Here is a 24,577-nt window from a genome sequence, read left to right as displayed (position 1 = left end):
TCCCCAACCTTCACCTTGAGGACGCGCGCTCGCAATCTCGGGTCCGCCCGGTCGCCACCGGATCAGGCAAGCGTGCGCAGCGTGTCCCCCAACCGCCGCCATGCGGCATTCATCGCTTCCGGCGCCGCCCTCGCACTGGGGCTGAGCGCGTTTCCGGCATTCGCCGTCGGGCAGCAGGCCTCGACAGGCTCGACCAGCGGGTTCACCTCGACCAACGCGCTCGGCTCGACCAGCGCGCTCACCTCGACCAAGCCCCGTGAGACCTTCCACCGTCTCGCCACCTACCCCGTCTTCCAGAACGCCCCCGCGGGCACCGACCCCGCTGACGAGACGGTCGCCGAGATCTCCGCTGTCAGCGAGGACGGCAACACCCTCATTCACACCGACGCCGCCGCACGCCGCATCGGGTTCGTCGACATCAGCGACCCCGGCACTCCGCGGGGCCTCGGCTCCCTGTCGCTCGCCGAGCTCGGCTCGGAGCACGACGAGCCGACGTCGGTAGCCGTCGTCGGCGACTACGTGCTCGTCGTCGTCGACAGCTCGACGTCGTTCACCTCACCGTCCGGCCGCCTCGACGTCGTCGACCTCGCGACGCGCACCCGCGTCCGCTCGATCGACCTGGGCGGCCAGCCCGACTCGATCGCGATCACGCACGACGGCGCCCGCGCCGTCATCGCCATGGAGAACCAGCGGGACGAGGACGTCCTTGCCGACACCGGCGGGGGCGAGGAGGGCGACCTCCCGCAGGCGCCCGCCGGGTTCCTGCAGTTCGTCGACCTCCCGGGCACCGACCCAGAGGCCTGGCAGACCCGTCCCGTGGCGCTCGACGTCGCGGCGCTCGGCGCCGCAGGCCTCGACACCCCGCAGGACGCCGAGCCGGAGTACGTGGCGATCAACCCGTCCGACACCAAGGTCGCGGTGACGCTCCAGGAGAACAACGGCGTCGCCGTGCTCGACGTCGTGACCGGCGAGCTCGAGAACGTGTTCTCGGCGGGCGAGGTCGCACTAGAGGGCGTCGACGTCGACGACGACGGCGCCATCGACCAGACCGGCTCCACCGAAGCGGCCCCGCGCGAGCCCGACGCCATCGGCTGGGTGGACGACGAGCACGTCGCCACCGCGAACGAGGGCGACTGGAAGGGCGGCACGCGCGGCTGGACGGTCTTCGAGGCCGCGACGGGCGACGTCGTGTGGGACGCGGGTGCCGAGCTCGAGGAGCTCGCCGTGCGCGTCGGCCTGCACAACGACGATCGCGCGGGCAAGAAGGGCGTGGAGATGGAGGGTCTCGCGGTCGCGACGCTCGACGGCGTCCGCTACGCGTTCGTGGGCTCCGAGCGGTCCAACTTCGTGGCTGTCTACGACGTGTCCGACCCGGCTTCCCCGCGGTCCGTGCAGGTCCTGGCCACGACCAACGGCCCGGAAGGGCTCCTGCCTGTGCCGTCGCGGAACCTGCTCGTCGTGTCCTCCGAGGAGGACTCGGCCGAGGACGGCGTCCGTGCCTCCGTGTCCGTGTTCGGCAAGGGCCAGCGGTACCTGCGGGGTGCCGCGGGCACGCCCGCGTTCCCGTCCATCGTGTCCGCTGACGCGCGCACCGAGGCCGGGACGGCGAAGCCCATCGGCTGGACCGCGCTCGGGGCCCTCTCCGCTGACCCGACGAAGCGGGACCGCCTCTGGACCGTGACCGACGCCGCGATGTCGCCCACGTCGATCCTCTCCGTCTCGACCGCCGGCCAGCGTGGCAAGAACGCCGGGCCCGCGGTGATCGACCGCGAGATCGTCGTCACGGAGGACGGCTCGCCGGTCGGTCTGGACGCCGAGGGCATCTGGGCCCGGCCGTCGGTCAAGGGCAAGCCGGGCGGATTCTGGCTGGGCGTCGAGGGTGCGACCGGGCCGGAGAACGCGCTCGTGCGCGTGTCGGCGTCGGGCCGGGTCGAGGAGCGCGTCAGCCTGCCCGACGACGTCGCCGACGGCCTCGGCAAGTGGGGCATCGAGGGCGTGTCCGGCACCGTCGACCGGACCGGCGAGCACCTGTTCGTCGCACTGCAGCGCGGCCTGACCAGCGACGACGGTGTGGGCGGCTACGCCCGCATCGGACGCTACGACGTCGCGACCGGCGAGTGGGCCTGGTTCGGCTACCCGCTGTCCCGGCCGACGGCCGACGGCGACTGGGTGGGCCTGTCCGAGGTCACGGTGGTGGACCGCGACACGCTCGCGGTCATCGAGCGCGACAAGCTCAACGGCCCTGCAGCGAAGCTCAAGGCCGTGTACACGGTCGACCTGCCGGAGCGCGACCCGCGGCCGGGGACCGTCCCGGTGCTGCGCAAGCACCTGGCGATCGACGTGCTGCCCGCACTGCGCGCGACCAACGGCTGGACGCAGGAGAAGCTCGAGGGCCTGACGATCGGAGGCGACGGCCGCGTGTACGCCGTGACGGACAACGACGGCGTCCAGGACGCGACGGGCGAGACGGTCTTCCTCGATCTGGGCAAGGCACGCAAGCTGTTCCGCTGAGTCCTCCGCTGGTCGAGCTTGTCGCTCGACCGGCGAGATGACCTCAGATCTGCGGAGTGTGTTGCGCTGAGCAGACCGTGTCTACTCTGCGCAACACACCCCGCACGGGTGTAGTCGCCCTCGGTCAGCCTCGGGCGTTCACGTGGAGCGCCAGGGCGCCGTACGCCGGGATCGACGCCGTGAACCAGCCGTCCCCGTTGACGGTCCGCGTCACCGAGCAGTCCGAGGACGCCACGACGTCGCAGTACGTACCGGCGGGCAGCGAGGTGTGGAACGAGCGCTGTACGGTCGACGCCGTGTTGTTCAGCACCACGTACCCCCGATCGCCTCGGCCGTAGCTCACGAGGTTGCCGCCGTCGTCCCACCAGTTCGTGACCTGGGTGCCGGCCACCGCGTTGTGGAACCCGACCATGCCGCGAACCTCCGTCCAGCGCTGCGTGCAGGTCCACTGCCCGGCGCCGCAGGTGGCGTCGGGAACGGTGGCCGTGGTGGCGCCGGGTGCGCCGGCGTCGTGGTTCGAGAACTCGTAGCCCGAGTACACGGTGGGGGACCCGTACGGCCAGGACAGCAGGAACGTGTTGGCCAGTACGTACTTGGCGCCCCACTTGTAGTTCATGGACTCGCCGTTGCGCTCGGTGTCGTGGTTGTCCACGAACACGCCGGCCCGGTCGTACGGCAGCTTGCCGTCGCCGATGAACCGCAGGTTCTTGATCTGCCCGTCGAAGTTCGCCCTGAGCTGCCGCGCATAGTTGAACTCGTGCGAGTCGCCGCTGCCCAGGTACTCGGCCGGCTGGATCGGCTCGCCGGCGGCCCCGATCACCTCGTGCACCCAGAACACGTTCGGGTTGCTCATCCGTGACTTGATCGCCTCCAGGTCCGACGCCGGGACGTGCTTCGACGCGTCGATCCGGAACCCGTCCACGCCGAGCGAGACCAGGTCGTCGAGATAGGCGGCGAGCCGGCCGCGCACATAGTCGGAACCCGTGCGCAGGTCCTGCAGCGCGACCAGCCGACAGTGCTGGACCTCGTAGCGGTTCGTGTAGTCGGCGATGTCGGTGCGGCAGTCGTTGAAGTCCTGCGCTCCGTACGTGCCGGTGAAGTTGTCCTCCGAGTAGGCGGTCCCGGCCACGCCGGTACCCGACTGGCCGGCGCCGGCCATGTGGTTCACGACCGCGTCGGCGATCACACCTACCCCGGCGGCGTCGCAGGTGGCGACCATGTTCGCGAACTCGGCACGGGTGCCGAGCTTTGACTCGATCCGGTAGCTCACCGGCTGGTACGACGTCCACCACTGCGTGCCACGGATGTGCTCCATCGGCGGGGAGACCTGCACGTAGCCGAACCCGGCGGGGCCGACGACGTCGGCGCACTCCGCGGCGACGGAGTCCCAGGTCCACTGGAACAGGTTGAGGATGACGTCTCCGGCGCCGTGCGGAGGGGTCGCGGCGCGGGCCGGTTCCGCCGCGGGCATGGCCGCGGCCCCCGCCAGGCCGAGGGTGAATGCGGTGGCAATGGTCGTCAGGGTGGCGAGCAGGCGGCGTGGCACGTTCGGATGGCGCGTCATTGCGGCTCCTTGCGGCGTCGTCCCGGGCTTGGTGCGTGCGGCATTGCACGGCCGTTTCCGGATCTTGCTGCAAGCGTTGCAGAAACCTGCGACGACACGCCAGGCCCGGGGTGAAAATGCCCGGGTCCCGGCGTGTCGGAGGCGCGAGCAGGCCTACGCGGGGTCGTTCGGCATGAGGATCCAGAACGCGAGGTACGCGAGGAACTGCGGCCCGGGGATGAGGAAGGACGCGACGGTGAGGACCCGCACCAGAGTGGGGTCCCAACCGAATCGGCGGGCGACGCCGGCGCAGACGCCGGCGATCATGCGCCCCCGGCGCGGACGGGAGAGAGTCTGTGTGCTCATGGCTTCGACGCTACGCGCGGTGCGGCGACCGGGGTATCCGGTGATCCCCCGGTCCGGCCCTGAACGAGCCCTGGGAAACGGGGGGTCGGCGCGCGAGAACTGGATCGTCAGGGCGGAGCACGCCTCGCCGGCCGGGCTGGTCAGGCGGCCTGGCGCTCGTTCGGGATGAAGACCCAGCAGATCAGGTAGGCCAGGACCTGCGGACCGGGGATGAGGATCGAGGCGACCGCGACGACCCGCACGATGGTGGGGTCCCAGCCGAAGCGGCGGGCGATACCGGCGCAGACGCCTGCGATCATGCGGCCCTGGCGAGGACGGGACAGCTTCGGTGTGCTCATGCCCTCGACGGTATGCGTGTGGCGAGCCGGGAGCCATCGGGTTTTCCCCCGGCCCGCCCCTGACCTGGCTAGGGGGCGAGCCAGGGGTCCTTGACGCCGCGGGCCACACCAGCACCGCACAGCGGCTGAACGCCGTGCGGGTGGACGTGGACGGCCGGTATTCGGGCGGGGTCCAGGTGGCGGCCAAGGTGGAGGGCGACGGCTGGCGGTCCTACGTGCGCGACACGAAGGTCGCCGGCACGTACCACGGCAAGAACCGCACCTCCGCCTACAAGATGCGCCTCACCGGCGAGATGGCGAAGCGGTATGACATCTACTACCGCGTCCACGTGTCCGGGATCGGGTGGCTCGGCTGGGCGAAGAACGGCGGCGGCGCAGGCACGGAGTCCTACAGGTACCGCAACACGGCGGTGCAGGTGGTGCTCGTCAAGAAGGGCGAACGTCGCCTGATGAAGCGGCTACGGCCGAGCGGCCTTCAAGCGCTGAGTCCCTGACCGCGGCGAGACGCACCGGCCGGCGCCGGACTCACCAGCCGTTCGGCGCCAGCACCTTGCGGATCCGCTTCTCGCTGACCGGGCCGTCCGTGCCGAGCTGCTGCGCGAACAACGAGACGCGCAGCTCCTCGAGCATCCACCGCACGTCGGCCAGCTCGGCGGCGCGGGCGGCGTCGGGGGAGCCTGCCGCGTACGCTGCCTGCGCCTTCTCGTAGGCGGCGGTCACGTCGCCGATCCGCCAGGCGAGGTCGGCGTCCCGAGCTGGGTTCTCCGCCGCCTTCGTGAGGCGGTGCGAGCCCGCCCGCAGGTAGCGCGCCAGGTGCGGCAGCCGGCGTGGGGGCGTCGCGGACACGAACCCGTCGTTGACCAGGCTCACGCGGTGCTCGCGGAGGTCCTGCAGCGTGTTCAGGAGGGCAAGGCTGCCCGACGCGCGGATCTCCGCCTCGAGCGTCCGGCTCGCCGACAGCGCGGCCACCACGTGCCCGACGACGCGGTACACCTCGTCCTCCAGGTGCTTCCGTACGAACGCCAGCGCGTCGGCGTACGCAGCAGCGGACCGCACCGATGCAGCGTCCAACCCGCCCGGCGGCGTGTCGTACCGCGCCGAGTCCGCACCAGACGTCAACGAGACAACAGCCGCCAGCTGCAGATCGGCGACCAGCGCCTCGGTATTCGGATACGGCGACGCCGCCATCGTCAACGACTGCGTCGCGGTCCACCGCGTGGTGATCCGCCCGGTACCCAGCGCGACCTCGGACAACAGGAGCCGCCGCACCCCGGCGGCATGCAGCGCGTCCCGCTGCGTCTCGTCCGCCAGGATCCGGAGGGCCACCCCCATGGACCGAGCCTGCCCCTTTACCTTGGGAGCAGCCTCCTCCACGAGCGCCGGGAACCCCCGCACCACCACCCCGGCCCCGACGTCGGTGGACACGGACAGAGGCAACACTCCGCCGTCGGGCAGCCCGGAAGGCCAAGACGTCAGCCCGCTCTGCTCGCCAACGACATCACCACCCCCGGCACTCCCGGAGGCTCCGACACCAACACCCCCGCCAACCACCCCCCGACTGGAGCTGCTGCCCACCTCCAAAGGCGACGGGCCTATGGAGGGTGCGGAAGGCGAAGACCCTCGCGCGGACGTATCCCTTCCCGAAGTGGAGGGCCCCCTGGGGCCCGTGAACGCGTCCGCGCGAGGGTCTTCGCCTTCCGCACCCGCCCCAGCCGAAGCACCCGAAGCACCCGAAGCACCCGAAACACCCGAAGAACGAGCCTCAGCCAATGCCCGACCAACTGCGCCCTTCACAGCCGACCGCACCGCCGCCTCCGCCCGCCCCGCCAACGTGCGCTGCAGCAGCAACAGATCCTTCGACTCGTCCAGCACGATCGACGACGCGTCGCGTCCCCGCCCGCGCTCCTCGATGACTCGGAACGTCATCCGCAGATGCCCAGGAAGACGCGCGACCCGCTCGTCGTCCCAGACCTCTGGCGGCACCACGACGTCGCGGAGCGCCCGGACCGCCCGCGTGAACGCGCTGACGTAGGGCTCCGCCATGTCGCCGGCCCTGACGACGTCGTCCCAGGCAGGGCACTCGGCACGGATCCAGCCGACGACCTCGCGCGCCACGTCGGGAGCAGGCACGAGCTCGCGCCGCACCACCTTGGGCAGCGACTTGATGGTCGCGATCGTCAGCTCCTCGAGGAGCCCTGGCACCATCCAGTCGAACCCGTCCGGCACCACTCGCGCGAGCACGGCGATGGGGATGTGCACGGTGACACCGTCGGCGTCGGACCCCGGCTGGAACTGATAGGTGAGCGGCAGGGAGAGCTCGCCCTGGGGCCACTTCTCGGGGAACGCGGTGGCGTCAACGGACGCGTCACCGACGAGCTGCTCCATCGTGAAGGCGAGCAGATCCGGCGTCTCCTTGCGCGCGCGTGACCACCAGCGGTCGAAGTGCGCGGCGGACACCACGGAGTCGGGGACACGCTCGTCGTAGAAGGCGAAGAGATCGTCCTCGTCGGCGACCAGGCCGCGCTGCCTGGAACGGGCCTCGAGCTCGCCGGCCTCCTCGAGGAGCGCACGGTTGTCATGGAAGAACCGGTGGTGCGTGGTCCAGTCACCCTCCACGAGCGCGTGCCGCACGAACATCTCGCGCGCCGCCTCTGGGTCCACCTTCGCGTAGAGCACTCGACGGTCGGACACGATGGGCACCCCGTACAGGAGCACCTTCTCCGTACACATGGCCGCGCCCTGCTTGGACGACCAGTGCGGGTCCGAGTAGGTGTGCTTGGCGAGCTCCCCGGCCAGGTCCTCTGCCCACTCGGGCTGGATGCGAGCCACGTCCCGTGCCCACAGGCGGCTGGTCTCGACGAGCTCGCCCGCCATGATCCACACCGGCGGCTTCTTCGACAGCGGGGACCCGGGGAAGATCGCGAACCGCGCCCCGCGGGCGCCGATGTACTCGTTGCGGGCCTGCTTCTTGGCGCGCTTGAGCGCCACCTCCCGCTGCTGCCCACGGAGATGGGCTACCGCAGAGGCCTTCACCTCACCGGTGTCCTGCATACCGAGCTGCGAGAGCAGCCCCGCCAGCAGGGACTTGTGAATGGTGTCGTCGTCCCAGGTCTGGCGGTACGACGGCGCTTCGTCCGTGCCGACCTCCGCCTCACCGGTCCGGTCGCCGACGCTCCGTCCAGGCTCGGCGGAGGGACGGTGGCGCGGCTGGAACGACATCTCGATGCCCAGTGGCTTCGACATCTCGCGGAGCTGGGCCACGACGTCCTGCCATTCGCGGATCCGCAGGAAGTTCAGGTACTCGGCCTTGCACTGGCGGCGGAAGGCCGAGCCCGACAGCAGGTGCTGCTGCTCCCGCACGTACTCCCAGAGGTTGAGATAGGTGAGGAAGTCGGACCGCGGGTCGGCGAACCGGGCATGCAGCTGGTCGGCCTGCGCGCGCTGCTCGGCCGGGCGCTCGCGGGGGTCCTGGATCGACAGCGCCGCCGCGACGATCGCCACCTCGCGGGCCACGCCGTGCCGTGATCCCTCGAGGACCATGCGCGCCAGGCGCGGGTCCATGGGGAGCTGGGCGAGCGTCCGGCCGACGTCGGTGAGCCGGGTGACGCCGTCGGCCTCCTCCAGTGCGCCGAGCTCCGTGAGCAGCTGGACGCCGTCGCGGATCGCGCGCGTGTCCGGCGGCTCGACGAAGGGGAAGCGGGCGACGTCGTCAGGCGTGCTGACCACGCCGACGGAGATCATCTGCAGGAGCACGGAGGCCAGGGACGTACGCAGGATCTCGGGTTCGGTGAACTCGGGGCGGCCGTTGAAGTCGTCCTCCGAGTAGAGGCGGATCGCGATGCCGTCGGCGACCCGGCCCGAACGGCCGCTGCGCTGGTTGGCGGAGGCCTGCGAAACCGGCTCGATCGGGAGCCGCTGCACCTTGGTCTGCTTGGAGTAGCGGCTGATGCGGGCCGTGCCAGGGTCCACCACGTAGTGGATCCCCGGCACGGTCAGCGACGTCTCGGCGACGTTGGTCGCCAGCACGATGCGCCGCGAGGCGTGCTGCTGGAACACCCGGTGCTGCTCGGCGCTCGACAGTCGTGCGTACAGCGGCAGGATCTCGACGTGCTGCGGATGCTTCGGGTCCCGGGCGCGCTCCTTGAGGTGCCCGGCGAGCCCGTCAGCGGTGTCGTGGATCTCGCGCTCACCCGAGAGGAACACGAGGATGTCGCCGTTCCCCTCGCGCAACAGCTCGTCGCACGCCTCGATGATGCCGGTGACGAGATCCTTCTCCTCGCCGCCTCGCTTCGCCGGCCGGGCGCCCGTCGCCGGTCGAGGCCCCTTCGCTCCCGTCGGTCGGGCGTTCCCACCGGAGCGCCCGTTCCCCGCTGGTCGGTCCTGCCGGGACCGGTCGGTGTCGGCAGGGCCGCCCTGCGCGGGATCCTCGTCCGGCGACAGCGGGTGGTAGCGGATCTCCACCGGGAACGTGCGGCCGGAGACCTCGACGATCGGTGCGAGCGCGGGGAGCACGTCGGTGACGTAGTCCGGCGCGCCGCCCCGCTGCGCCAGGGCGCCGGGGGAGAAGTGCGCGGCGAACCGCTCCGAGTCGATCGTGGCCGACGTGATGATCAGCTTGAGCTCCGGCCGCTGGGGGAGCAGCCGCGACAGGTAGCCGAGCAGGAAGTCGATGTTCAGGGACCGCTCGTGCGCCTCGTCGATGATGATCGTGTCGTAGGCGAGCAGCTGCGGGTCGCGCTGGATCTGGGCGAGCAGGATGCCGTCGGTCATGACCTTGACCAGCGTGTCCTCGCTGGACTGGTCGGTGAACCGGACCTGGTAGCCCACCACGCCGCCGAGCTGGGTGCCGAGCTCCTCGGCGATCCGCTCCGCGACCGTGCGCGCGGCCAACCGACGGGGCTGCGTGTGCCCGATCTGGCCCTGGCGCCCACGGCCCAGCTCGAGGGCGATCTTCGGGATCTGCGTCGTCTTGCCGGAGCCGGTCTCACCGGCCACGATCACGACCTGGTTGTCGCGGATCGCGGCGGCGATGTCCGCCCGGCGCGCGGACACGGGCAGCTGCGCAGGGTAGGTGATGGGCGGCACCTCGACGGCGGCCCGCTTGGCGGCCGCCGCCTCGAGCTGGGCCGTCGAGACGCGCTGCGGCCCCGTGCGCCGGGGGCGACGGTTCTGTCGGTCCTGCTTGCCCGCCCCGCTGCGACGGTTCCGGCCTCCGCCCGGGCGGCCGCGATCGCCGTCGGACACTGGGGTGGAAGAAGGCTCGGTACTCACAACCCCTCATTCTCCCAGGCGCGGCAAGGTGATTTGCCACGACGGTACCCCGACCGGTTCCTGGAACATGGGGATCGCTCCCCATGTCGCCGGCGCCGACGGGGACCTAGGCTGCCGAGATCCGTGTGACGTGCGGGTACGCCGGAGGGAGCGGGATGCCTGAGCAGCTGGAGGTCGACGCCGATGTGTCGGCCCGTCGCGGACGCGCCGACATGACCCTCACCGAGCTCATCGACCTGTGCGAGGTACGGATCAACGGTCTGAGCCGCACCCGGCAGGCGTTCGAGCACGGCGGAGCGCCGGAGCAGGTCGCGCGCATGCTCGCCGACCTGGGGGTCACCGCGTCCGGCTGGGACGCCGCGGTCGCTCGTCTGCCCGACGGCGACCCCGGTGCGGTCCGTGCGGGGGCACGTGCCGTGCGGGACGGCGCGCCGGGCTTCGGCGCTGTGGCCGCGGTGCTCGACACCTACGCGTCCGCCCTGGAGGCGGGTCGGGCCCGGCATGCCGCTGGGGTCGCCGGCCTGCGTGTCGCGCAGCGGCGCGCGGCGGAGCTCCCGGCGTTCGGTAGCGGTGGTGACCCGACTCGGGCAGAGGACGCCTCCGGTGCGGCGATCGGTGTGCTCGACCTGGCCTGTGCGGGATACGCCGCCTGCCAGGACGCCTACGAGGCCGCGCGGGACGCTGAGACGGCGCTCTACGCTGCCCTGGCCCATGTCCGGCTGGGGCGCCCCGGTCACGTTCGGTGACGGAGTGTCTGCCCCCTTGCGCGTGCCGGGACGAGATCAGTACGAGCAGGTGTCGAGCAGCGGCTGCAGTGCCGTCCTTTCCGCCGGGTCCACGCTGAGGTCCCACCGGGACTTCGTGTGGATCCACATCTTCGCGTAGGCGCAGCGCTTGCTGGCGAGCGGGGGAACCCACTCGGCGGGGTCGTGGTCGCTCTTCGAGATGTTCACCTCGGCGGTGACGGCGATCAGCTGCGGGCCCGTGAGGTCGTTCGCGAAGTCCTGCCTGCGGTCGGTGGTCCACTCGCTGGCACCGGAGTCCCAGGCCTCGGAGAGGGCCACCACGTGGTCGATGTGCACGTCGGCAGGCGCGGTCCGGGTCTCGCCGTCGAACTCGCTGTACCAGCTGCCCGCCGTCGGATAGCAGTCGCTGCCGACCTCCACGCCGTCGCCGTCGCGCCGCAGGACGGTCTCGCGGGTGGTGCAGCCGTCGATGGTGATCCAGTGGGGGAACAGGTCGCGGTCGTACGGGGCGGAGGAGCTCTCCGCCCGCACCGTGAGAGCGTCGAGCTCTGACTGTGCCACTGCCTTGGACGGGAGGTCCGGCGGGTAGGCGCCAGCGGGCTGCGGAAGCAGCACCGTCAGCAGGGCGGCGAGCGCCAAGGCCGTGACCGACGCGATCAGGGGGCGGGTTCGAGGTCCTCGCCGGACCCCTTGCCCGGGGCCTCGCTGGAGGCCTCGCTGGACGACGAGCTGCGACATGGGACAGACCTTCCTCGAGACTGACCTGGACGCGTTCATCGTCGATGTGGGCGGTGTCGGCCGAATGACCACGATGTGACGGTTAGCGAAATTTCACCCGCTCTGCCCGCTGAGAAAGCGTCAGACCCTCAGGCCACGGGAGTGACCTGAGGGTCTGGTACGTCTGGGGCCGGCGGGCGGGCCGGGTGGAGGAGCCGGGACGGCCGCTCAGGCGGTGCCGGCCGTCAGCATGCCCAGGTAGTAGCCGAGGGCGACCAGGGCCAGGGCGCCGATGGTCTCGATGATGGCGAGCGCGAGGCCCCAGCGAGCGAGCCACAGGTCGAAGCCTTCCTTGCCGGCGCGGGCGACGGCGATCGCGTTCAGGATGACGCCGATGACCGGCAGCGCGGCGAGGAAGAAGGTGAGGAGGCTGAAGACCGTGGTCTGCGGGTCCTCCTCCTCGACGGTCTCGGCGGCACCCGCGACGACGGCGGTCTCCGGGGCAGGCTCGGCCACGGCCACAGCGGTCTCGGTGACGGACTCCGTGGGGGTCACCGCTGCCGGGCTCTCGGCGGCCACGGCCTCGGTGGCCACGGCCTGCGTCTCGGCCTCGGCCTTCGCCTCGGACGTCACCTCCGACGCGGCAGGCTCGGCCTCCACGACCTGGGTGGCGGTCGCCGCCGCGTTCTCGTCGACAGTGGCCTCGGGCGTCGTGGTGTCGGGCGTGGTCATGGTGGTAGTGCTCCCCTGGTTGCAGGTTTTAGGAAATGTCAGGCCATATTCTGGAGTATCCGAATGGACTTGGATAGACCGGTATCGCCCGTTGAAGCGGCAGAGGCCGCCGCCCCTGGGGCGGCAGCCTCCGCGCTGCTGGTGATGCTGCTGGGTGCCGTGCGGGCGCCCGGGTCGAGCTCGGTCACATGGTCGGCACAGCGAGCGCCGCGTAGACGCCGGCGGCGACCAGTGCGAGGTACACCAGCGTGAAGGCGATCGCGAGACCCAGGCCCCACTTCGAGAGCTTGCTGTCGAGGCCGGCCTTGCCGGCCTTCGAGACGGCGATCGCCGAGACGACGATCCCGATCGGCGGGGCGATGAAAGCGAGGATGAAGCCCACGATGGCCAGGGTGTTCGCCTGCGGGTCCTGGACCGCGCCCTGGACGGCAGGTGCACTGGAGGTCTCGGTCATGAGGGACTTTCCTTTCACGGCCACTGTTCCGGCCGCTCGACTGCGGGCGCGGAAGCGCACGTACGGACGCGGGCCAGTGTGGAGCATCCGAGATGTACCCGGAAGACCTCATTGCGCTATACGCCCGAATCGTTACTCTTGACGATCGTGGAGCCTGTCGCCGATGTCGGAACCTTCGGACCGTCCCAGGGGACAGCGGTTCACCTGAGCGCTGAAAATTACGCCACTTGAGTTCACCTCGACGTGATAGTCCTGTGCAAGGATCCGAACGGAACGCAATGCACCGTGAGATGGCGCACCGACCGAGGGGGCGACGCGTGAACGACCAGGCGAAGAAGCTCGTTCCGCACAACTTCCGTACCGGCCTGCGGAGGTTCCTCCGTCCCGCCTGGACCGGAGCAGTCGCCACGGTGATCGCAGCGGGTGTGCTGTTCACCGCCTCGGCGAGCGTCCCGGCCTCGCACCCGTCCGGCGGCAACGACGGCGAGCTGCCGATCCGCCTCTATGGGCTGATCGAGAGCGTCACCGTCGGCGAGACCGATTCCGCGCCGGACGGCGTCACGCTGAGCCAGATCGTCGCGGTGCTCGAGCGGGCCGAGGAACAGGCACAGGAGGAGGGCCCGAACTTCAGCCCCACGGTCGCCCAGGCTGCTGCCGAGCTCGGCATGCTCTACACGACGTACCAGATGCAGCAGCTGGCGTTCGGTGAGAACAACGAGGGCCTCCGCCTCGAGGACGCTCCGGTGGCGCGCCACTCCCAGCAGGCCGACGACGACGCCGCGGACAGCGACAAGGAAGCCGGCGCAGAGAAGGGCGACGACGCAGGGAAGCGTGACGGCTCCGCGCGTGACGGTGAGGGCAAGGGCGGCGCCAAGCAGGACGGTGCCAAGAAGAACGCCGACACCGAGCGGGACGACTCCGAACAGGACACCGGCCCCGAGCGGGGCACGACCCCGCACGTGCCCCGGCCCGAGGACGACGCCCCGCCGGCGGTGCAGGTGTCGAACGAGCGCACCTCGGTGATCGACCCGCACGACGAAGACCCGCAGGCCGGCTACATCACCTACGACGAGGTGGTCATCGCGGCCGTCCGCCTCGCGAACATGCTGGACCCCTCGGTGCCCAACGCGCTGGTCGAGGTCGAGGGCGAGGGCCAGGGTTCGGAGCAGCGCCGAGGCTTCTCGCTGCGAGAGAGCCTGCTCGACGTGGTGAGCATGTTCGGCGGCACCACCACCGGGTACGCCAACGGCCGCATCCCTGCCGACGTGCTGTGTCCCCTGGACTTCGCGCCAGGGCACATGCTGCGCTGCGACGCGGCCGAGCGGTTCACGGCGCTCAGCGAGCAGTTCGAGCAGGAGTTCGGCTACCCGATCCCGCTCACCGACTCCTACCGGTCCTACGAGCTTCAGGTCGCGGTGGCCAGCGCGAAGCCCCACCTCGCGGCGATCCCCGGCACCTCGAACCACGGCTGGGGCATCGCGGTGGACCTGGACAACCCGATCGCCGGCGGCAACTCGCCCGAGTACGTATGGCTGCGCGTGCACGGCCCGGACTACGGCTGGGACAACCCGTCGTGGGCCCAGCTCGACGGCTCGAAGCCGGAGCCGTGGCACTTCGAGTTCTTCGCGGCGGGTTCGATCCCCAACCGCGCGATCGACCCGTCCGACGTCGGCACCTGGGAGCCCACGGACTCCGCGACCCCGCGCTACAAGCCGGCGCTCGACCCGAAGCCGAAGAACGGCAGCTCCGACGACGGCCCCCGCAAGCCTGGTTCCAAGCCTGGGGACCGGCCGGGCGACAAGCCGGGCGGTAGCAAGCCGGGCAGTGACAAGCCGGGCGGTGACAAGCCGTCGAGTCCCAAGCCGACACCGACGAACCCGAAGCCGACTCCGACGGACCCCAAGCCGAGTCCGACGGATCCTGACCCGACTCCGACGAACCCGAAGCCGACGCCGACCAATCCCAAGCCGACGCCGACCCCGTCGGAGCCCGTACCGTCACCGTCTCCGTCGGAGCCCGCGCCGAGCCCTTCCGACCCGGCGTGTCCCGACGGGACCGAGTCCGACGAGGCATCCGCCTCGAGTGCCGAGACGGCTGCCGACGCCGAGGAGCCCGACCCGTGCCCGAGCGACGACGAGCCGGCTCCCACGCCGACCTCCTCGGCGTCCTCCAGCCCCACGGCGACGCTCCCCGAGGAGAAGCTCGCGCCGGTCGACGAGCAGCCAGAGGAGTGACGAGCCGTTCGTGACAGTCGAGCAGACGCCGCCCGAGCCGGCGACGGCAGGCGCCGCAGGGTCCAAGGGGGACCCGCGGCGCTTCCTGCGTTCTGGTCGCCTGGAGTCGATGCCGCGGAAGTGGCGCGACAAGATCGCCGTGACGCGCTATCTGGCGGTCCAGGCGATGCCCGTGCTGCTGGAGCCGGTGACGGAGCGGGAGCTCACCGATCGGCTGCGCGAGCTGACTCAGGACCCGGCCGGCCTCAGACGTGCCATGGTGGACCAGGGCCTGGTGCAACGGACGCGGGACGGCGCCGAGTACTGGCGTACCGAGCGCACCGAGTACGACCCGGACGATCAGCACAGGGCCTGAGTTGCCCCCTGGCGATGTCTTGACCATATTGCGAGACAACGAAGACGTGCATTTTCGGGATAGGAAATTTCATGAGTGAAGAACGCGCCGTGGCCGCGCTCGAGGAGGCGGGTATCCCGTTCGAGGTGACGCGGCACGGTCAGGTCGCCAGCCTCGCCGAGGCCGCCGCCGCCCGCGGCGTCGACCCGGCGAAGCTGATCAAGACGATCGTCGTGCGCCGGGCGGACGAGGACTACCTGTTCGTGCTGGTTCCCGGTGACCGGCAGATCTCGTGGCCGAAGCTGCGTGCGCTGCTCGGCGTGTCTCGGCTGTCGATGCCGAGCAAGGAGGTGGCTTTCGAGGTCACGGGCTACGAGCGGGGAACCATCACACCGTTCGGCTCGTTCCACAGGTGGCCCGTCGTCGCAGACTCTCGGCTCAGTGAGCCGGGGCCGGTGTCGATCGGCGGAGGTGCTCACGGTGTGGGCGCCACGGTTGACGCCGTCGATCTCACGGCGGCGCTCGACGCCACGGTTGCGGACGTGACCGACCCTGTCTGAGGCCCTCTCCGACGGGTGGCGAGCAGGCCCGCGAGGAAGCGGAGGCCGGCAGTTCTCCTCCGTGCAACGTGACCGTAACGCCCTGGGGGTGGACGGAAGTCGGTTGTCGGGTGAACACTCGCCCTAGGCAATTCTTGCCCCTCCCGACCAAGGAGCGGTCAGAGAGCACCAAGAAGCGTCCAAGTCGTCAGTGCAAGTCAGTGTGTAGAAGTCAGTGTCTAGCGAAGTCGAGGCTCGACCAATGCAGGACGGAGCGAATGACCCCATGGACCCTCTCCCGTCAGACTCAGCGCAGGACCTGGTTCCCGGACGCCCGGGCTCTGGTATCGCCTGCCGGAACACCTACGAGGGCACGGTGCTGACCCTCTGGGGCGACATCGACGCGCTGCTGCGCGAGAACGCGAGCGAGGCGATGGCCACGCTCGCCGCACGACCCGATCCCGAACCCGTCATCGTCGACGCGCGGGATGTCACGTTCATCGACTCCTCCGGGGTGGCCTTCATCCTGCAGGTGTTCGTGCTCGGTGAGGAGACGGGTTCGCCCGTCCTGCTCCGTGAGCCGTCCGCCGTGGTGATGGAGGTCCTGGACATGGTCGGTATCAGTCAACGGATCCCCGTGGTCCGCAAGGCCGCCGCCAGCGCCTGAGTCGGACCCCGACGCAGGAGTGGCACTCTTGTCCGGTGAAGAACTGGGCAGCGAACCTCACCTACTCCTCCGCGCGCATCGAGCGCCCCCGGAACCTCGCGGAGCTCACCGGCATCGTCGCCGGTGAGCCCCGCGTCCGGGCTCTCGGCTCGCGCCACTCGTTCTGCGACGTCGCCGACACGACGGGTGTGCACGTACAGCTCGACCTGCTCGACGACGGCATGCCGGCCCTCGAGGTCGACCAAGGGACGGGGGTGGCGTCGGTCCGTGCGGGCCTGCGCTACGGGGAGGTCGCGGCCGACCTGCACGCCAAGGGTCGTGCGCTGGCCGCCATGGCCTCCTTGCCGCACATCTCCGTCGCCGGAGCCGTCGCGACGGGCACCCACGGTTCGGGTGACGGGACGCGCTCGCTGGCGGGCGACGTCGTCGGGGTGGAGCTCATGACCGCCACCGGCGAGGTGCTGACCCTGCGCAGGGGCGACGCGGACTTCCCGGGGTCCGTGGTGGCGCTCGGGACCCTCGGCATCGTGACGCGCGTGGAGCTGGCCACCGTGCCGGCGTTCGACGTGCGCCAGGACGTCTTCACCGGGCTGCCGTGGGACGCGCTGTTCGAGCATCTCGACGCCGTCATGGGCAGCGCCTACTCCGTGAGCGTCTTCACCAGCTGGTACGAGCCCGACGTTCGCATGGTGTGGTGCAAGTCGCGGGTCTCGGCAGGCTCGACCAGCGGGGAGACGCCGTCGGCCGACGGGCCGGCCGCCGGCCTGCTGACCGGTCTGGGCGCCGAGCCCGCCGTCGGCCCGATGCACCCACTGCCCGACGTCGCCGCGGTGGCGTGCACGGAGCAGGGCGGCGTGCCTGGACCGTGGTTCGAGCGGCTGCCGCACTTCCGGCTGGACTTCACGCCGTCCCTGGGCGAGGAGCTGCAGTCGGAGTACCTCCTGCCGCGTACGGCGGGTCCCGACGCCGTCCGCGCCGTGCGGGCCCTCGGGGACCGGATCGGACCGCTGCTGCTCACGTCCGAGATCCGGACGATCGCCGGCGACGACCAGTGGCTCAGCACCACGCCAGAGGACAGCCTCGCGTTCCACTTCACGTGGAAGCAGGACTGGCCGGCGGTGCGGGCCGCCCTGCCCGAGCTGGAGGCGGTGCTCCTGCCGCTCGGTGCGCGCCCGCACTGGGGCAAGCTGTTCACGGTCCCCGTGGCCGACCTTCCGGGCCTCTACCCGCGGTTCGGCGACTTCGCGGAGCTGGCCGCGCGCCTCGACCCGACGGGCAAGTTCCGGGGCGGATACGTGGCAGAACTGGTCGCCGGCTGAGCCTCGCCGTGCCCCCGCGGTGAATCTTCGGTGAAGTTCTCGGCGAGCCGATTTCGCATTCGGGGGGATTTCCTCGGAAGATCAGGGTATGAGCGACGCGCAGAGAACTACCGCGGAGCCCGAGAAGCGTGAGCAGTTCAGCGGACAGCTGGGATTTATCCTGTCCGCGATCGGATCCGCTGTCGGGCTGGGGAACATCTGGCGCTTCCCGGGGGTGGCATACGAGAACGGTGGGGGCGCGTTCATGGTGCCCTACCTGGTGGCGCTACTCACGGCTGGCATCCCGATCCTGTTTCTGGACTACGCGATCGGGCACCGGTTCCGTGGTTCGGCACCACTGGCGTTCCGCCGGCTGAAGCGATGGCTGGAGGGCCTGGGCTGGTTCCAGGTGATGATCTGCTTCGTGATCGCCATCTACTACGCGGTGATCATCGCGTGGGCCCTCAGCTTCTTCGTGTACTCGTTCGACCTGCGCTGGGGTGACGACACCGCCGGCTTCTTCACCGGGGACTACCTCAAGCTGGCCGACGTCGGCGGTGCCGACCCGTGGTTCACGCTCGACTTCGTGCCAGCGGTGCTGATCCCGCTGCTGCTCGTGTGGGTGGCGGTCATCGTGGTGCTGGCCGCAGGGGTCGTCAAGGGCCTTGAAAAGGTCAACTTCGTGTTCATCCCGCTCCTCTTCCTCGCCTTCGGCGCGCTCGTGGTGCGGGCCCTGTTCCTCCCGGGCGCCGCTGACGGCCTCAACGCGCTGTTCACCCCGGACTGGAGCGCGATCGCCGACCCGAACGTGTGGATCGCCGCCTACGGCCAGATCTTCTTCTCGCTGTCCATCGCGTTCGGGATCATGATCACGTACGCCTCCTACCGGAAGCGCCGCGCCAACCTGACGTCGCCCGGCTTCGTCGTCGCGTTCGCCAACTCCGGCTTCGAGGTGTTCGCGGGCATCGGCGTGTTCGCAGCGCTCGGCTTCCTCGCGAACCAGCAGGGCATGGCCATCGCCGAGCTCGAGGGCATCTCCGGACCGATCCTCGCCTTCGTCACCTTCCCGGCGATCGTGTCCCAGATGCCGGCGGGCGGGATCTTCGGAGCGTTGTTCTTCGGTTCCCTCGTGATGGCAGGGTTCACCTCCCTGCTGTCGATCCTGCAGGTGGTCTCCGCGTCGTTCCAGGAGAAGTTCGGCTGGACGCGCACGCAGGCCGCTATCCGCATCGGCATCGTCGCGGCGGTGATCTCGGTGCTGTGCTTCTCGACGACGACCGGCCTGATTGCCCTCGACACCGTCGACAACTGGGCCAACAACATCGGCATCGTCGCGTCCGCGGTGGTGACCACCATCGCCGTCGGCTGGGTGCTGCGCCGTTCCGGGGAGATGCGGTTCCACCTCAACGCCGTCTCCACGATCAGCATGGGCCGGTGGTGGTCCTTCTGCATCATCGTGCTCGGGCCCGTGGTGCTCACCTACATGCTCGTCTCGCGCATCGTCAGCCTGATCCAGGACGGGTACGAGGGATACGCGGAGGCGTACCTCGGTGTCGCGGGGTGGGGCACCGTCGTCGTGCTCCTCGTCGGTGCCGCGGTGCTCACTCTGATGCGGTGGCGCGTCGAGCCCGACGCGTTCGATGCGTGGCCCAGGTTCGGAGGTAAGTCATGACCAGCGAAGCAATCGCACTGCTCGTCGTCTCGCTCATCGTGGTGTGGGGTGGTCTGCTGGTGAGCATCGTGGCCATCGTGCGGCGCCCGGAGCGGGTCGACTGGCCGCACGGCTGGGAGCACGAGGGCGGTTCGGAGGACCGGCCCGAACCGCCGGTCGAGCACGACACGTGAGCGGCCCCTCGGCAAGTCGGCTCTTTGCCGGCTTGCCGAGGGTGTTTACGCAGGCCAGTGCATATGGACGAGGGTGAAACGTTCACGAAACACGTAATACATCACAATGTGACATCGGTCTCGATCTTCCGGGTTTACGTCAGCGGAGCGTCACGGTTAGGTGAGACTCGCACACGAGGCGCCATGTGCGCCGTCGGGTCCTCTGCTCCCCTGACGACGGAGATCTGCCGGGTCGTACCGCCTCGTGACACACCAACGATCCGACCCAGGAGACCCCTGATGCGCAGGCTTCCCGCCCTCACCGCTGCCTCGGCACTGACCGCTGCCGCACTTGTCCTCACCGCATGCACCGACGCGTCGCAGCAGACCGCTGGCGATGGCGCTACCGACGAGGCCAGCGCCGAGGCAGCATTCGACCCGTCGACCATCGAGGTTGACGAAGAGATCGCCGCGATGCTCCCGAAGGAGATCGCCGACAAGGGCACGCTGTCCGTCGGCTCCGACACGGCGTACGCGCCGGCGGAGTTCATCGACGTCGACGGCAAGACGCCGGTCGGGTTCGACATCGACACGGTGACCGCAGTGGCCGCGGTGCTCGGCCTGGAGGCCGAGGTCCAGTCGGCGGCGTTCGACGGCATCATCCCCGCCATCGGCTCCAAGTACGACCTGGGTATCTCGGCGTTCACCATCACGGACGAGCGCACGGCCGAGGCCAACATGATCAGCTACGCCGTCGCGGGCTCGCAGTTCGGCGTCGCAGCGGACAACCCGGAGGACTTCGACCCCGAGAACCTGTGCGGGACCACCGTCGGCGTGCAGACCTCGACCATCCAGGACGACGAGCTCACCGAGGCTGCCAAGGACTGCGAGGAAGACGGCGAGGAGCCCATCGACGTCGTGCGCTACGAGTCGCAGGCCGACGTCACCACCAACCTCGTGGGCGGCAAGCTGCAGGCCATGTACGCCGACTCGCCGATCACCGCCTACGCCGTCGAGCAGACGTCCGGCGAGGTCGAGACCATCGGCGAGATCAACGACGCGGCGCCCTACGGCATCGTCGTTGCCCAGGACGACAAGGACCTGACCGAGGCCGTGCAGGCCGCGGTGCAGAAGCTCATCGACGACGGCACGCTCGAGGAGATCTTCTCCGGCTGGGGCAGCGACGACGTCGTCGTGGACGAGGCCGAGCTCAACCCGGCCGAGTGACCAGCACCCCAGGAACGAGAAGAGGGGTCAGATGAGCTCCAGCAACGCTCCGGCGTCGGGCCGCGACCCGGTGCCGAACCGGATCCACGCACGTCCAGTGCCCCGGCCCGGTCGCCTCGTCGCGGCCGCGGTCGTGCTGGTCCTGGCCGCCATGGTGGCCAACGCGCTGATCACCAACGACAACTTCCGCTGGGACATCGTCTGGCTGTACCTGCGTGACGTCGTCGTGCTGCGCGGCGTGATGTGGACCCTGATCCTGACGTTCGCGTCCATGGCGATCGCCGTGGCGCTGGCCGTCACGCTCGCGATGATGCGCCGGTCGGACAACCCGGTCATGCGCTGGGTGAGCTGGGTCTACATCTGGTTCTTCCGCGGTACCCCGATCTACACGCAGCTCATCTTCTGGGGCCTGATCGCGGTGCTCTACCCGCGGCTGTCGCTGGGCATCCCCTTCGGACCGGAGTTCTTCACGTTCCGCACGGACGACGTCATCACCGCGTTCTGGGCGGCGCTCCTCGGCCTCGCGCTGAACGAGGCGGCGTACCTCGCCGAGATCGTGCGTGCGGGCCTGACCTCCGTGGACCCCGGCCAGACCGAGGCCGCGAAGGCCCTCGGGATGAAGGACGGCAAGATCATGCGCCGCGTCGTCCTGCCGCAGGCCATGCGCGTCATCGTGCCGCCGACGGGCAACGAGACCATCTCGATGCTGAAGACCACGTCCCTCGTGGTCGCCGTGCCGTTCACGCTCGAGCTCACCTATGCGACGAGCGCGATCGGCAACCGCAACTTCCTGCCCATCCCGCTGCTGGTCATCGCCGCGATCTGGTACCTGCTGATCACCTCGATCCTGATGGTGGGACAGCACTACCTCGAGCAGTACTACGGGCGTGGGTTCGGCACGGTCACCCGGCGCCGGAACGGCGGCAAGGGACCCGGTGGCAGGCAGGGCGCCATCGCGGCCGCAGGCACAGTGAAAGTGGATCTCGCCAAGGAGGTGACGCCATGAGCGTCGTCGCTGACTCCGCGGCCGCCCCGGCCGACGCCACCGACATGGTCTGCGTACGTGCGGTGCACAAGGTGTTCGGTCACGGGCACGACGCCGTGCACGTCCTGAAGGGCGTGGACCTCGACGTCGCGCGCGGCGAGGTCACCGTGATCCTCGGCCCCTCCGGGTCCGGCAAGTCCACCCTCCTGCGCTGCATCAACGAGCTGGAGGAGATCACCGGCGGCTCCGTGATGGTCGGCGGTGACCTCATGGGCTACCGCAAGGACGCCAAGGGGACGCTGCACCGGCTGCACCCCAAGGCGGTCGCCAAGCAGCGCTCGCGGATCGGCATGGTGTTCCAGCGGTTTCACCTGTTCCCGCACATGACGGCGCTCGAGAACATCATGGAAGCACCGGTGCAGGTGCGGGGGATGTCGAAGAAGGCGGCCAAGCAGCGCGCGCTGGAGCTCATCGAGCGCGTGGGGCTGTCCGACCGGATGGAGCACTACCCTGCGCAGCTCTCGGGTGGTCAGCAGCAGCGCGTCGCCATCGCCAGGGCGCTCGCGATGGACCCGGAGCTCATGCTGTTCGACGAGCCGACGTCGGCGCTCGACCCGGAGCTCGTCGGCGAGGTGCTGTCGGTGATGCAGGACCTCGCGAAGTCCGGCATGACGATGATCGTGGTGACGCACGAGATCGGGTTCGCCCGTGAGGTCGCCGACCACGTCGTGTTCATGGACGACGGCGTGATCGTCGAGTCCGGCCCGCCGAGCGCGGTCCTGGACGACCCGAAGGAAGACCGCACGAAGGACTTCCTCTCCCACGTCCTCTGACCGCAGCGTCCTCTGACGGCCCCGTCCTCTGACGGCTCCGTCCTCGGAACTCGGGCCGGTCAGGCGGGGAGGCGGAGGTCGAAACGGCATCCGCGCGCCACGTTGGCGACACTCGCAGCGCCCCCGTGGGCCTCGGCCACTCCACGAACGATGGAGAGGCCGAGGCCCGCTCCGCTTCCCGGGCTGTCCCCGCGCTCCGGCGTGCGAGCACCCGAGCTGCGCCAGCCCGCCTCGAAGACGCGGCCGAGATCGGCCTCCGGGATGCCGCCGCACTCGTCCTCGACGGAGATCACCACGGACCGGCCGGTCCTGCCGGCGTCGTCCTCGCACGCAACGGCCACGCGGACCGTCCCACCGGGGCCCGTGTGCCGGATCGCGTTCACCAGCAGGTTCTCCAGCGCCCGACCGACCTGCCGGGCGTCCAGCGACGTCACCACCGGGTCCGTGACGTCCCATGCCAGCGTCACGCCGCCCGAGTCGGCAAGGGGCTGCGCGGCAGCTATCGCGTCGGAGGCGAGGTCGGCGACGGCCACCGGCTCGCGGCGCAGCGTCGCAGTAGGGGACTGCAGGCGGGAGAGCGCAAGGAGGTCGTCGACCATCGCGGCCATCCGCCGGTTCTCCGCCAGGATGCGGGGTACGTGCTCGTCCACCGCTCCCACGCCGTCCTCCAGCGCCTCCGCGAGGGCGCGCACAGCGGCAAGAGGCGTGCGCAGGTCGTGCGACACCCAGGCCACCATCTCGCGGCGCCGTACCTCGACCTCACGGTCACGCTCAGCGGCCGCCTTCTCGGCGGCGGCCTGGCTGGTGACCGTCCGGATCCGGGCCGTCAGCACCAGACCCACGGCGAGCGCCACCGGCACCGTCGCGAGCAGGAGCAGCAGGACGGTCGTGGAGTCGCTGCCCGACAGGAACATGGCCCGTGCGCTCGCGTAGACACCTGCCGCCACCGATCCGACGACCACGAGCGGGGCGAGGGTCGCTGCGAGCGCTACCCGGCGCCGGGCCAGGGCGAACAGCGCGACAACGCCCACGACACCGACCGCGGCGGCCACGGAGACGGACAGGACCACACCTTCGAGGTTGTTCACGCGCCGACCCCCGACCCGGGGCCCGACGGCGTCGGGTCCCACCGGTAGCCGACGCCGAACACGGTCACCAGGCGCGTCGGCCGGGACGGGTCGGCCTCCACCTTCTCGCGCAGCCTGCGGACGTGCACCGTGACCGTCGACTGGTCGCCGTACTCCCAGCCCCAGACGCCGCGCATCAGCGACTCCCGGTCGTGCACCTGCCCTGGGTGGGTGAGGAACCAGCGCAGCAGCTCGAACTCGCGCACGGTGAGCTGCAGCTCGGTGCCGGAGCGGACGACCCGGTGGGCCGCCGGGTCGAGGCGGAGATCGCCGTCGTACAGGGCCCCTGCTGCCCGCTGGGCGGGCGCGAGGCCCCCTGCCGGTGGTGGTGCTGCCGCAGGCTCCTCCGAGGCGCTGGCTGCGGGGCCGACGGCGGCTCCCGCGCGGCGCAGCAACGACTGCACACGCAGCACCAGCTCGCGCGGGCTGAAGGGTTTGACCACGTAGTCGTCGGCGCCGATCTGGAGGCCGAGCACGCGGTCCTCCTCCTCGCCCCGCGCCGTCAGCATCAGGACGGGCAGGTCCGCGCGGGCCGAGCGCAGACGGCGGCACACCTCCAGCCCGTCGATGCCGGGCAGCATGAGGTCGAGCACCACGGCGTCGGGCGCGTTCGCGGCGGCGGCAGCCAGTGCGGCCGGACCGTCGGCCGCGTGCTCTGCCACCACACCGGCTCGTTCCAGGTAGGCGACGACCACCTGAGCGACGGTGACGTCGTCGTCGATCACGAGAACTCTTGCCACTCCTGAAGGGTACGGGCGGCGACGGCGCGTACCCGGTGCCGGACGGCACGGTCACGACCTCGTAAGAACCAGTTCGGAAAGAGCGGAACCC

General features: G+C 70.3%; 22 protein-coding genes. 13 read left to right on the top strand and 9 right to left on the bottom strand.

Annotation, left to right across the window (positions count from 1 at the left end; genetic code table 11):
- Positions 1-81: 81 nt before the first annotated feature.
- The gene (locus ACFS27_RS10470) at positions 82-2,511 is read left to right on the top strand and encodes an esterase-like activity of phytase family protein (protein ID WP_377182634.1); all 2,430 of its coding nucleotides are present in this window, start codon (positions 82-84) and stop codon (positions 2,509-2,511) included.
- A gap of 124 nt (positions 2,512-2,635) precedes the next feature.
- On the opposite strand, the gene ACFS27_RS10465 is transcribed toward ACFS27_RS10470, so the two are convergent.
- The 3 genes from ACFS27_RS10465 to ACFS27_RS10455 form a co-directional block, all read right to left on the bottom strand.
- On the bottom strand, positions 2,636-4,075 hold the full coding sequence (locus tag ACFS27_RS10465; protein ID WP_377182632.1) for an alpha-amylase: 1,440 nt from the start codon (positions 4,073-4,075) through the stop codon (positions 2,636-2,638).
- 153 nt (positions 4,076-4,228) lie between these two features.
- The gene (locus tag ACFS27_RS10460) at positions 4,229-4,420 is read right to left on the bottom strand and encodes a PspC domain-containing protein (protein ID WP_377182630.1); all 192 of its coding nucleotides are present in this window, start codon (positions 4,418-4,420) and stop codon (positions 4,229-4,231) included.
- A 140-nt stretch (positions 4,421-4,560) separates the two neighbouring features.
- Entirely contained in the window at positions 4,561-4,758 is a 198-nt protein-coding gene (locus ACFS27_RS10455; RefSeq protein ID WP_377182628.1) for a PspC domain-containing protein, read from the bottom strand.
- 134 nt (positions 4,759-4,892) lie between these two features.
- Between ACFS27_RS10455 and ACFS27_RS10450 the strand changes: the two genes are divergently transcribed.
- A complete protein-coding gene (locus tag ACFS27_RS10450) occupies positions 4,893-5,252 on the top strand; it encodes a hypothetical protein (protein WP_377182626.1) in 360 nt (119 codons plus the stop codon).
- A gap of 31 nt (positions 5,253-5,283) precedes the next feature.
- On the opposite strand, the gene ACFS27_RS10445 is transcribed toward ACFS27_RS10450, so the two are convergent.
- A complete protein-coding gene (locus ACFS27_RS10445; RefSeq protein ID WP_377182624.1) occupies positions 5,284-10,029 on the bottom strand; it encodes a DUF3418 domain-containing protein in 4,746 nt (1,581 codons plus the stop codon).
- Between the two features lie 155 nt (positions 10,030-10,184).
- Here ACFS27_RS10445 and ACFS27_RS10440 point away from each other — a divergent pair, with 155 nt between their 5' ends.
- Positions 10,185-10,775, top strand: coding sequence for a hypothetical protein (locus ACFS27_RS10440; RefSeq protein ID WP_377182622.1), 591 nt, complete (start codon positions 10,185-10,187; stop codon positions 10,773-10,775).
- A gap of 36 nt (positions 10,776-10,811) precedes the next feature.
- Here the strand turns inward: ACFS27_RS10440 and ACFS27_RS10435 are convergent, their stop codons facing one another.
- From ACFS27_RS10435 to ACFS27_RS10425, 3 genes are all read right to left on the bottom strand, one after another.
- Positions 10,812-11,513: an HNH endonuclease family protein gene (locus tag ACFS27_RS10435; protein WP_377182620.1), complete on the bottom strand. Its 702-nt coding sequence runs from the start codon at positions 11,511-11,513 to the stop codon at positions 10,812-10,814.
- Between the two features lie 207 nt (positions 11,514-11,720).
- Complete coding sequence (locus ACFS27_RS10430; protein ID WP_377182618.1) at positions 11,721-12,224, bottom strand: hypothetical protein; 504 nt, start codon at positions 12,222-12,224, stop codon at positions 11,721-11,723.
- A 184-nt stretch (positions 12,225-12,408) separates the two neighbouring features.
- On the bottom strand, positions 12,409-12,678 hold the full coding sequence (locus tag ACFS27_RS10425; protein ID WP_377182616.1) for a hypothetical protein: 270 nt from the start codon (positions 12,676-12,678) through the stop codon (positions 12,409-12,411).
- A gap of 317 nt (positions 12,679-12,995) precedes the next feature.
- On the opposite strand from ACFS27_RS10425, the gene ACFS27_RS10420 reads away from it, so the two are divergent.
- The 10 genes from ACFS27_RS10420 (at position 12,996) to ACFS27_RS10375 (ending at position 22,619) form a co-directional block, all read left to right on the top strand.
- The gene (locus ACFS27_RS10420) at positions 12,996-14,912 is read left to right on the top strand and encodes a M15 family metallopeptidase (protein ID WP_377182614.1); all 1,917 of its coding nucleotides are present in this window, start codon (positions 12,996-12,998) and stop codon (positions 14,910-14,912) included.
- 10 nt (positions 14,913-14,922) lie between these two features.
- The gene (locus ACFS27_RS10415; RefSeq protein ID WP_377182612.1) at positions 14,923-15,267 is read left to right on the top strand and encodes a DUF2087 domain-containing protein; all 345 of its coding nucleotides are present in this window, start codon (positions 14,923-14,925) and stop codon (positions 15,265-15,267) included.
- A gap of 71 nt (positions 15,268-15,338) precedes the next feature.
- Positions 15,339-15,806 (top strand): aminoacyl-tRNA deacylase, encoded by a 468-nt coding sequence (locus ACFS27_RS10410; protein WP_377182610.1) that lies wholly within the window; start codon positions 15,339-15,341, stop codon positions 15,804-15,806.
- Between the two features lie 265 nt (positions 15,807-16,071).
- Positions 16,072-16,452, top strand: coding sequence for an STAS domain-containing protein (locus tag ACFS27_RS10405; protein WP_253878273.1), 381 nt, complete (start codon positions 16,072-16,074; stop codon positions 16,450-16,452).
- A 35-nt stretch (positions 16,453-16,487) separates the two neighbouring features.
- Complete coding sequence (locus tag ACFS27_RS10400; protein WP_377182608.1) at positions 16,488-17,771, top strand: FAD-binding protein; 1,284 nt, start codon at positions 16,488-16,490, stop codon at positions 17,769-17,771.
- A gap of 88 nt (positions 17,772-17,859) precedes the next feature.
- The gene (locus ACFS27_RS10395; RefSeq protein ID WP_377182606.1) at positions 17,860-19,422 is read left to right on the top strand and encodes a sodium-dependent transporter; all 1,563 of its coding nucleotides are present in this window, start codon (positions 17,860-17,862) and stop codon (positions 19,420-19,422) included.
- A complete protein-coding gene (locus ACFS27_RS10390; protein WP_377182604.1) occupies positions 19,419-19,595 on the top strand; it encodes a methionine/alanine import family NSS transporter small subunit in 177 nt (58 codons plus the stop codon). Before ACFS27_RS10395 ends, ACFS27_RS10390 begins: the two co-directional genes overlap by 4 nt.
- A 279-nt stretch (positions 19,596-19,874) precedes the next feature.
- Positions 19,875-20,801, top strand: a complete 927-nt coding sequence (locus tag ACFS27_RS10385; RefSeq protein WP_377182602.1) for an ABC transporter substrate-binding protein — start codon at positions 19,875-19,877, stop codon at positions 20,799-20,801.
- A 31-nt stretch (positions 20,802-20,832) separates the two neighbouring features.
- Positions 20,833-21,807 carry an amino acid ABC transporter permease gene (locus ACFS27_RS10380; protein ID WP_377182600.1) on the top strand — a complete coding sequence of 325 codons (975 nt, stop codon included), beginning with the start codon at positions 20,833-20,835 and terminating at the stop codon, positions 21,805-21,807.
- On the top strand, positions 21,804-22,619 hold the full coding sequence (locus ACFS27_RS10375) for an amino acid ABC transporter ATP-binding protein (RefSeq protein ID WP_377182598.1): 816 nt from the start codon (positions 21,804-21,806) through the stop codon (positions 22,617-22,619). The genes ACFS27_RS10380 and ACFS27_RS10375 overlap by 4 nt, the downstream gene beginning before the upstream one ends.
- A 59-nt stretch (positions 22,620-22,678) precedes the next feature.
- Here ACFS27_RS10375 and ACFS27_RS10370 read toward each other — a convergent pair whose 3' ends face one another.
- Positions 22,679-23,707, bottom strand: a complete 1,029-nt coding sequence (locus ACFS27_RS10370) for a sensor histidine kinase (RefSeq protein WP_377182596.1) — start codon at positions 23,705-23,707, stop codon at positions 22,679-22,681.
- Positions 23,704-24,486: a response regulator transcription factor gene (locus ACFS27_RS10365; RefSeq protein ID WP_377182594.1), complete on the bottom strand. Its 783-nt coding sequence runs from the start codon at positions 24,484-24,486 to the stop codon at positions 23,704-23,706. Before ACFS27_RS10365 ends, ACFS27_RS10370 begins: the two co-directional genes overlap by 4 nt.
- Positions 24,487-24,577 lie beyond the last annotated feature (91 nt).

This window comes from Promicromonospora vindobonensis, assembly GCF_042685865.1.
Taxonomy (GTDB): domain Bacteria; phylum Actinomycetota; class Actinomycetes; order Actinomycetales; family Cellulomonadaceae; genus Promicromonospora; species Promicromonospora vindobonensis.
This window is presented reverse-complemented; position numbering and strand designations above follow the sequence as displayed.

Excerpts from the sequence above, each read along its gene's own strand:
- ACFS27_RS10390 (WP_377182604.1), top strand. The coding sequence starts at position 19,419 with ATGACCAGCGAAGCAATCGCACTGCTCGTCGTCTCGCTCATCGTGGTG.
- ACFS27_RS10385 (WP_377182602.1), top strand. The coding sequence starts at position 19,875 with ATGCGCAGGCTTCCCGCCCTCACCGCTGCCTCGGCACTGACCGCTGCC.
- ACFS27_RS10460 (WP_377182630.1), bottom strand. The coding sequence starts at position 4,420 with ATGAGCACACAGACTCTCTCCCGTCCGCGCCGGGGGCGCATGATCGCC.
- ACFS27_RS10405 (WP_253878273.1), top strand. The coding sequence starts at position 16,072 with ATGGACCCTCTCCCGTCAGACTCAGCGCAGGACCTGGTTCCCGGACGC.
- ACFS27_RS10455 (WP_377182628.1), bottom strand. The coding sequence starts at position 4,758 with ATGAGCACACCGAAGCTGTCCCGTCCTCGCCAGGGCCGCATGATCGCA.
- ACFS27_RS10440 (WP_377182622.1), top strand. The coding sequence starts at position 10,185 with ATGCCTGAGCAGCTGGAGGTCGACGCCGATGTGTCGGCCCGTCGCGGA.
- ACFS27_RS10465 (WP_377182632.1), bottom strand. The coding sequence starts at position 4,075 with ATGACGCGCCATCCGAACGTGCCACGCCGCCTGCTCGCCACCCTGACG.
- ACFS27_RS10375 (WP_377182598.1), top strand. The coding sequence starts at position 21,804 with ATGAGCGTCGTCGCTGACTCCGCGGCCGCCCCGGCCGACGCCACCGAC.
- ACFS27_RS10430 (WP_377182618.1), bottom strand. The coding sequence starts at position 12,224 with ATGACCACGCCCGACACCACGACGCCCGAGGCCACTGTCGACGAGAAC.
- ACFS27_RS10380 (WP_377182600.1), top strand. The coding sequence starts at position 20,833 with ATGAGCTCCAGCAACGCTCCGGCGTCGGGCCGCGACCCGGTGCCGAAC.
- ACFS27_RS10410 (WP_377182610.1), top strand. The coding sequence starts at position 15,339 with ATGAGTGAAGAACGCGCCGTGGCCGCGCTCGAGGAGGCGGGTATCCCG.
- ACFS27_RS10425 (WP_377182616.1), bottom strand. The coding sequence starts at position 12,678 with ATGACCGAGACCTCCAGTGCACCTGCCGTCCAGGGCGCGGTCCAGGAC.
- ACFS27_RS10435 (WP_377182620.1), bottom strand. The coding sequence starts at position 11,513 with ATGTCGCAGCTCGTCGTCCAGCGAGGCCTCCAGCGAGGCCCCGGGCAA.
- ACFS27_RS10395 (WP_377182606.1), top strand. The coding sequence starts at position 17,860 with ATGAGCGACGCGCAGAGAACTACCGCGGAGCCCGAGAAGCGTGAGCAG.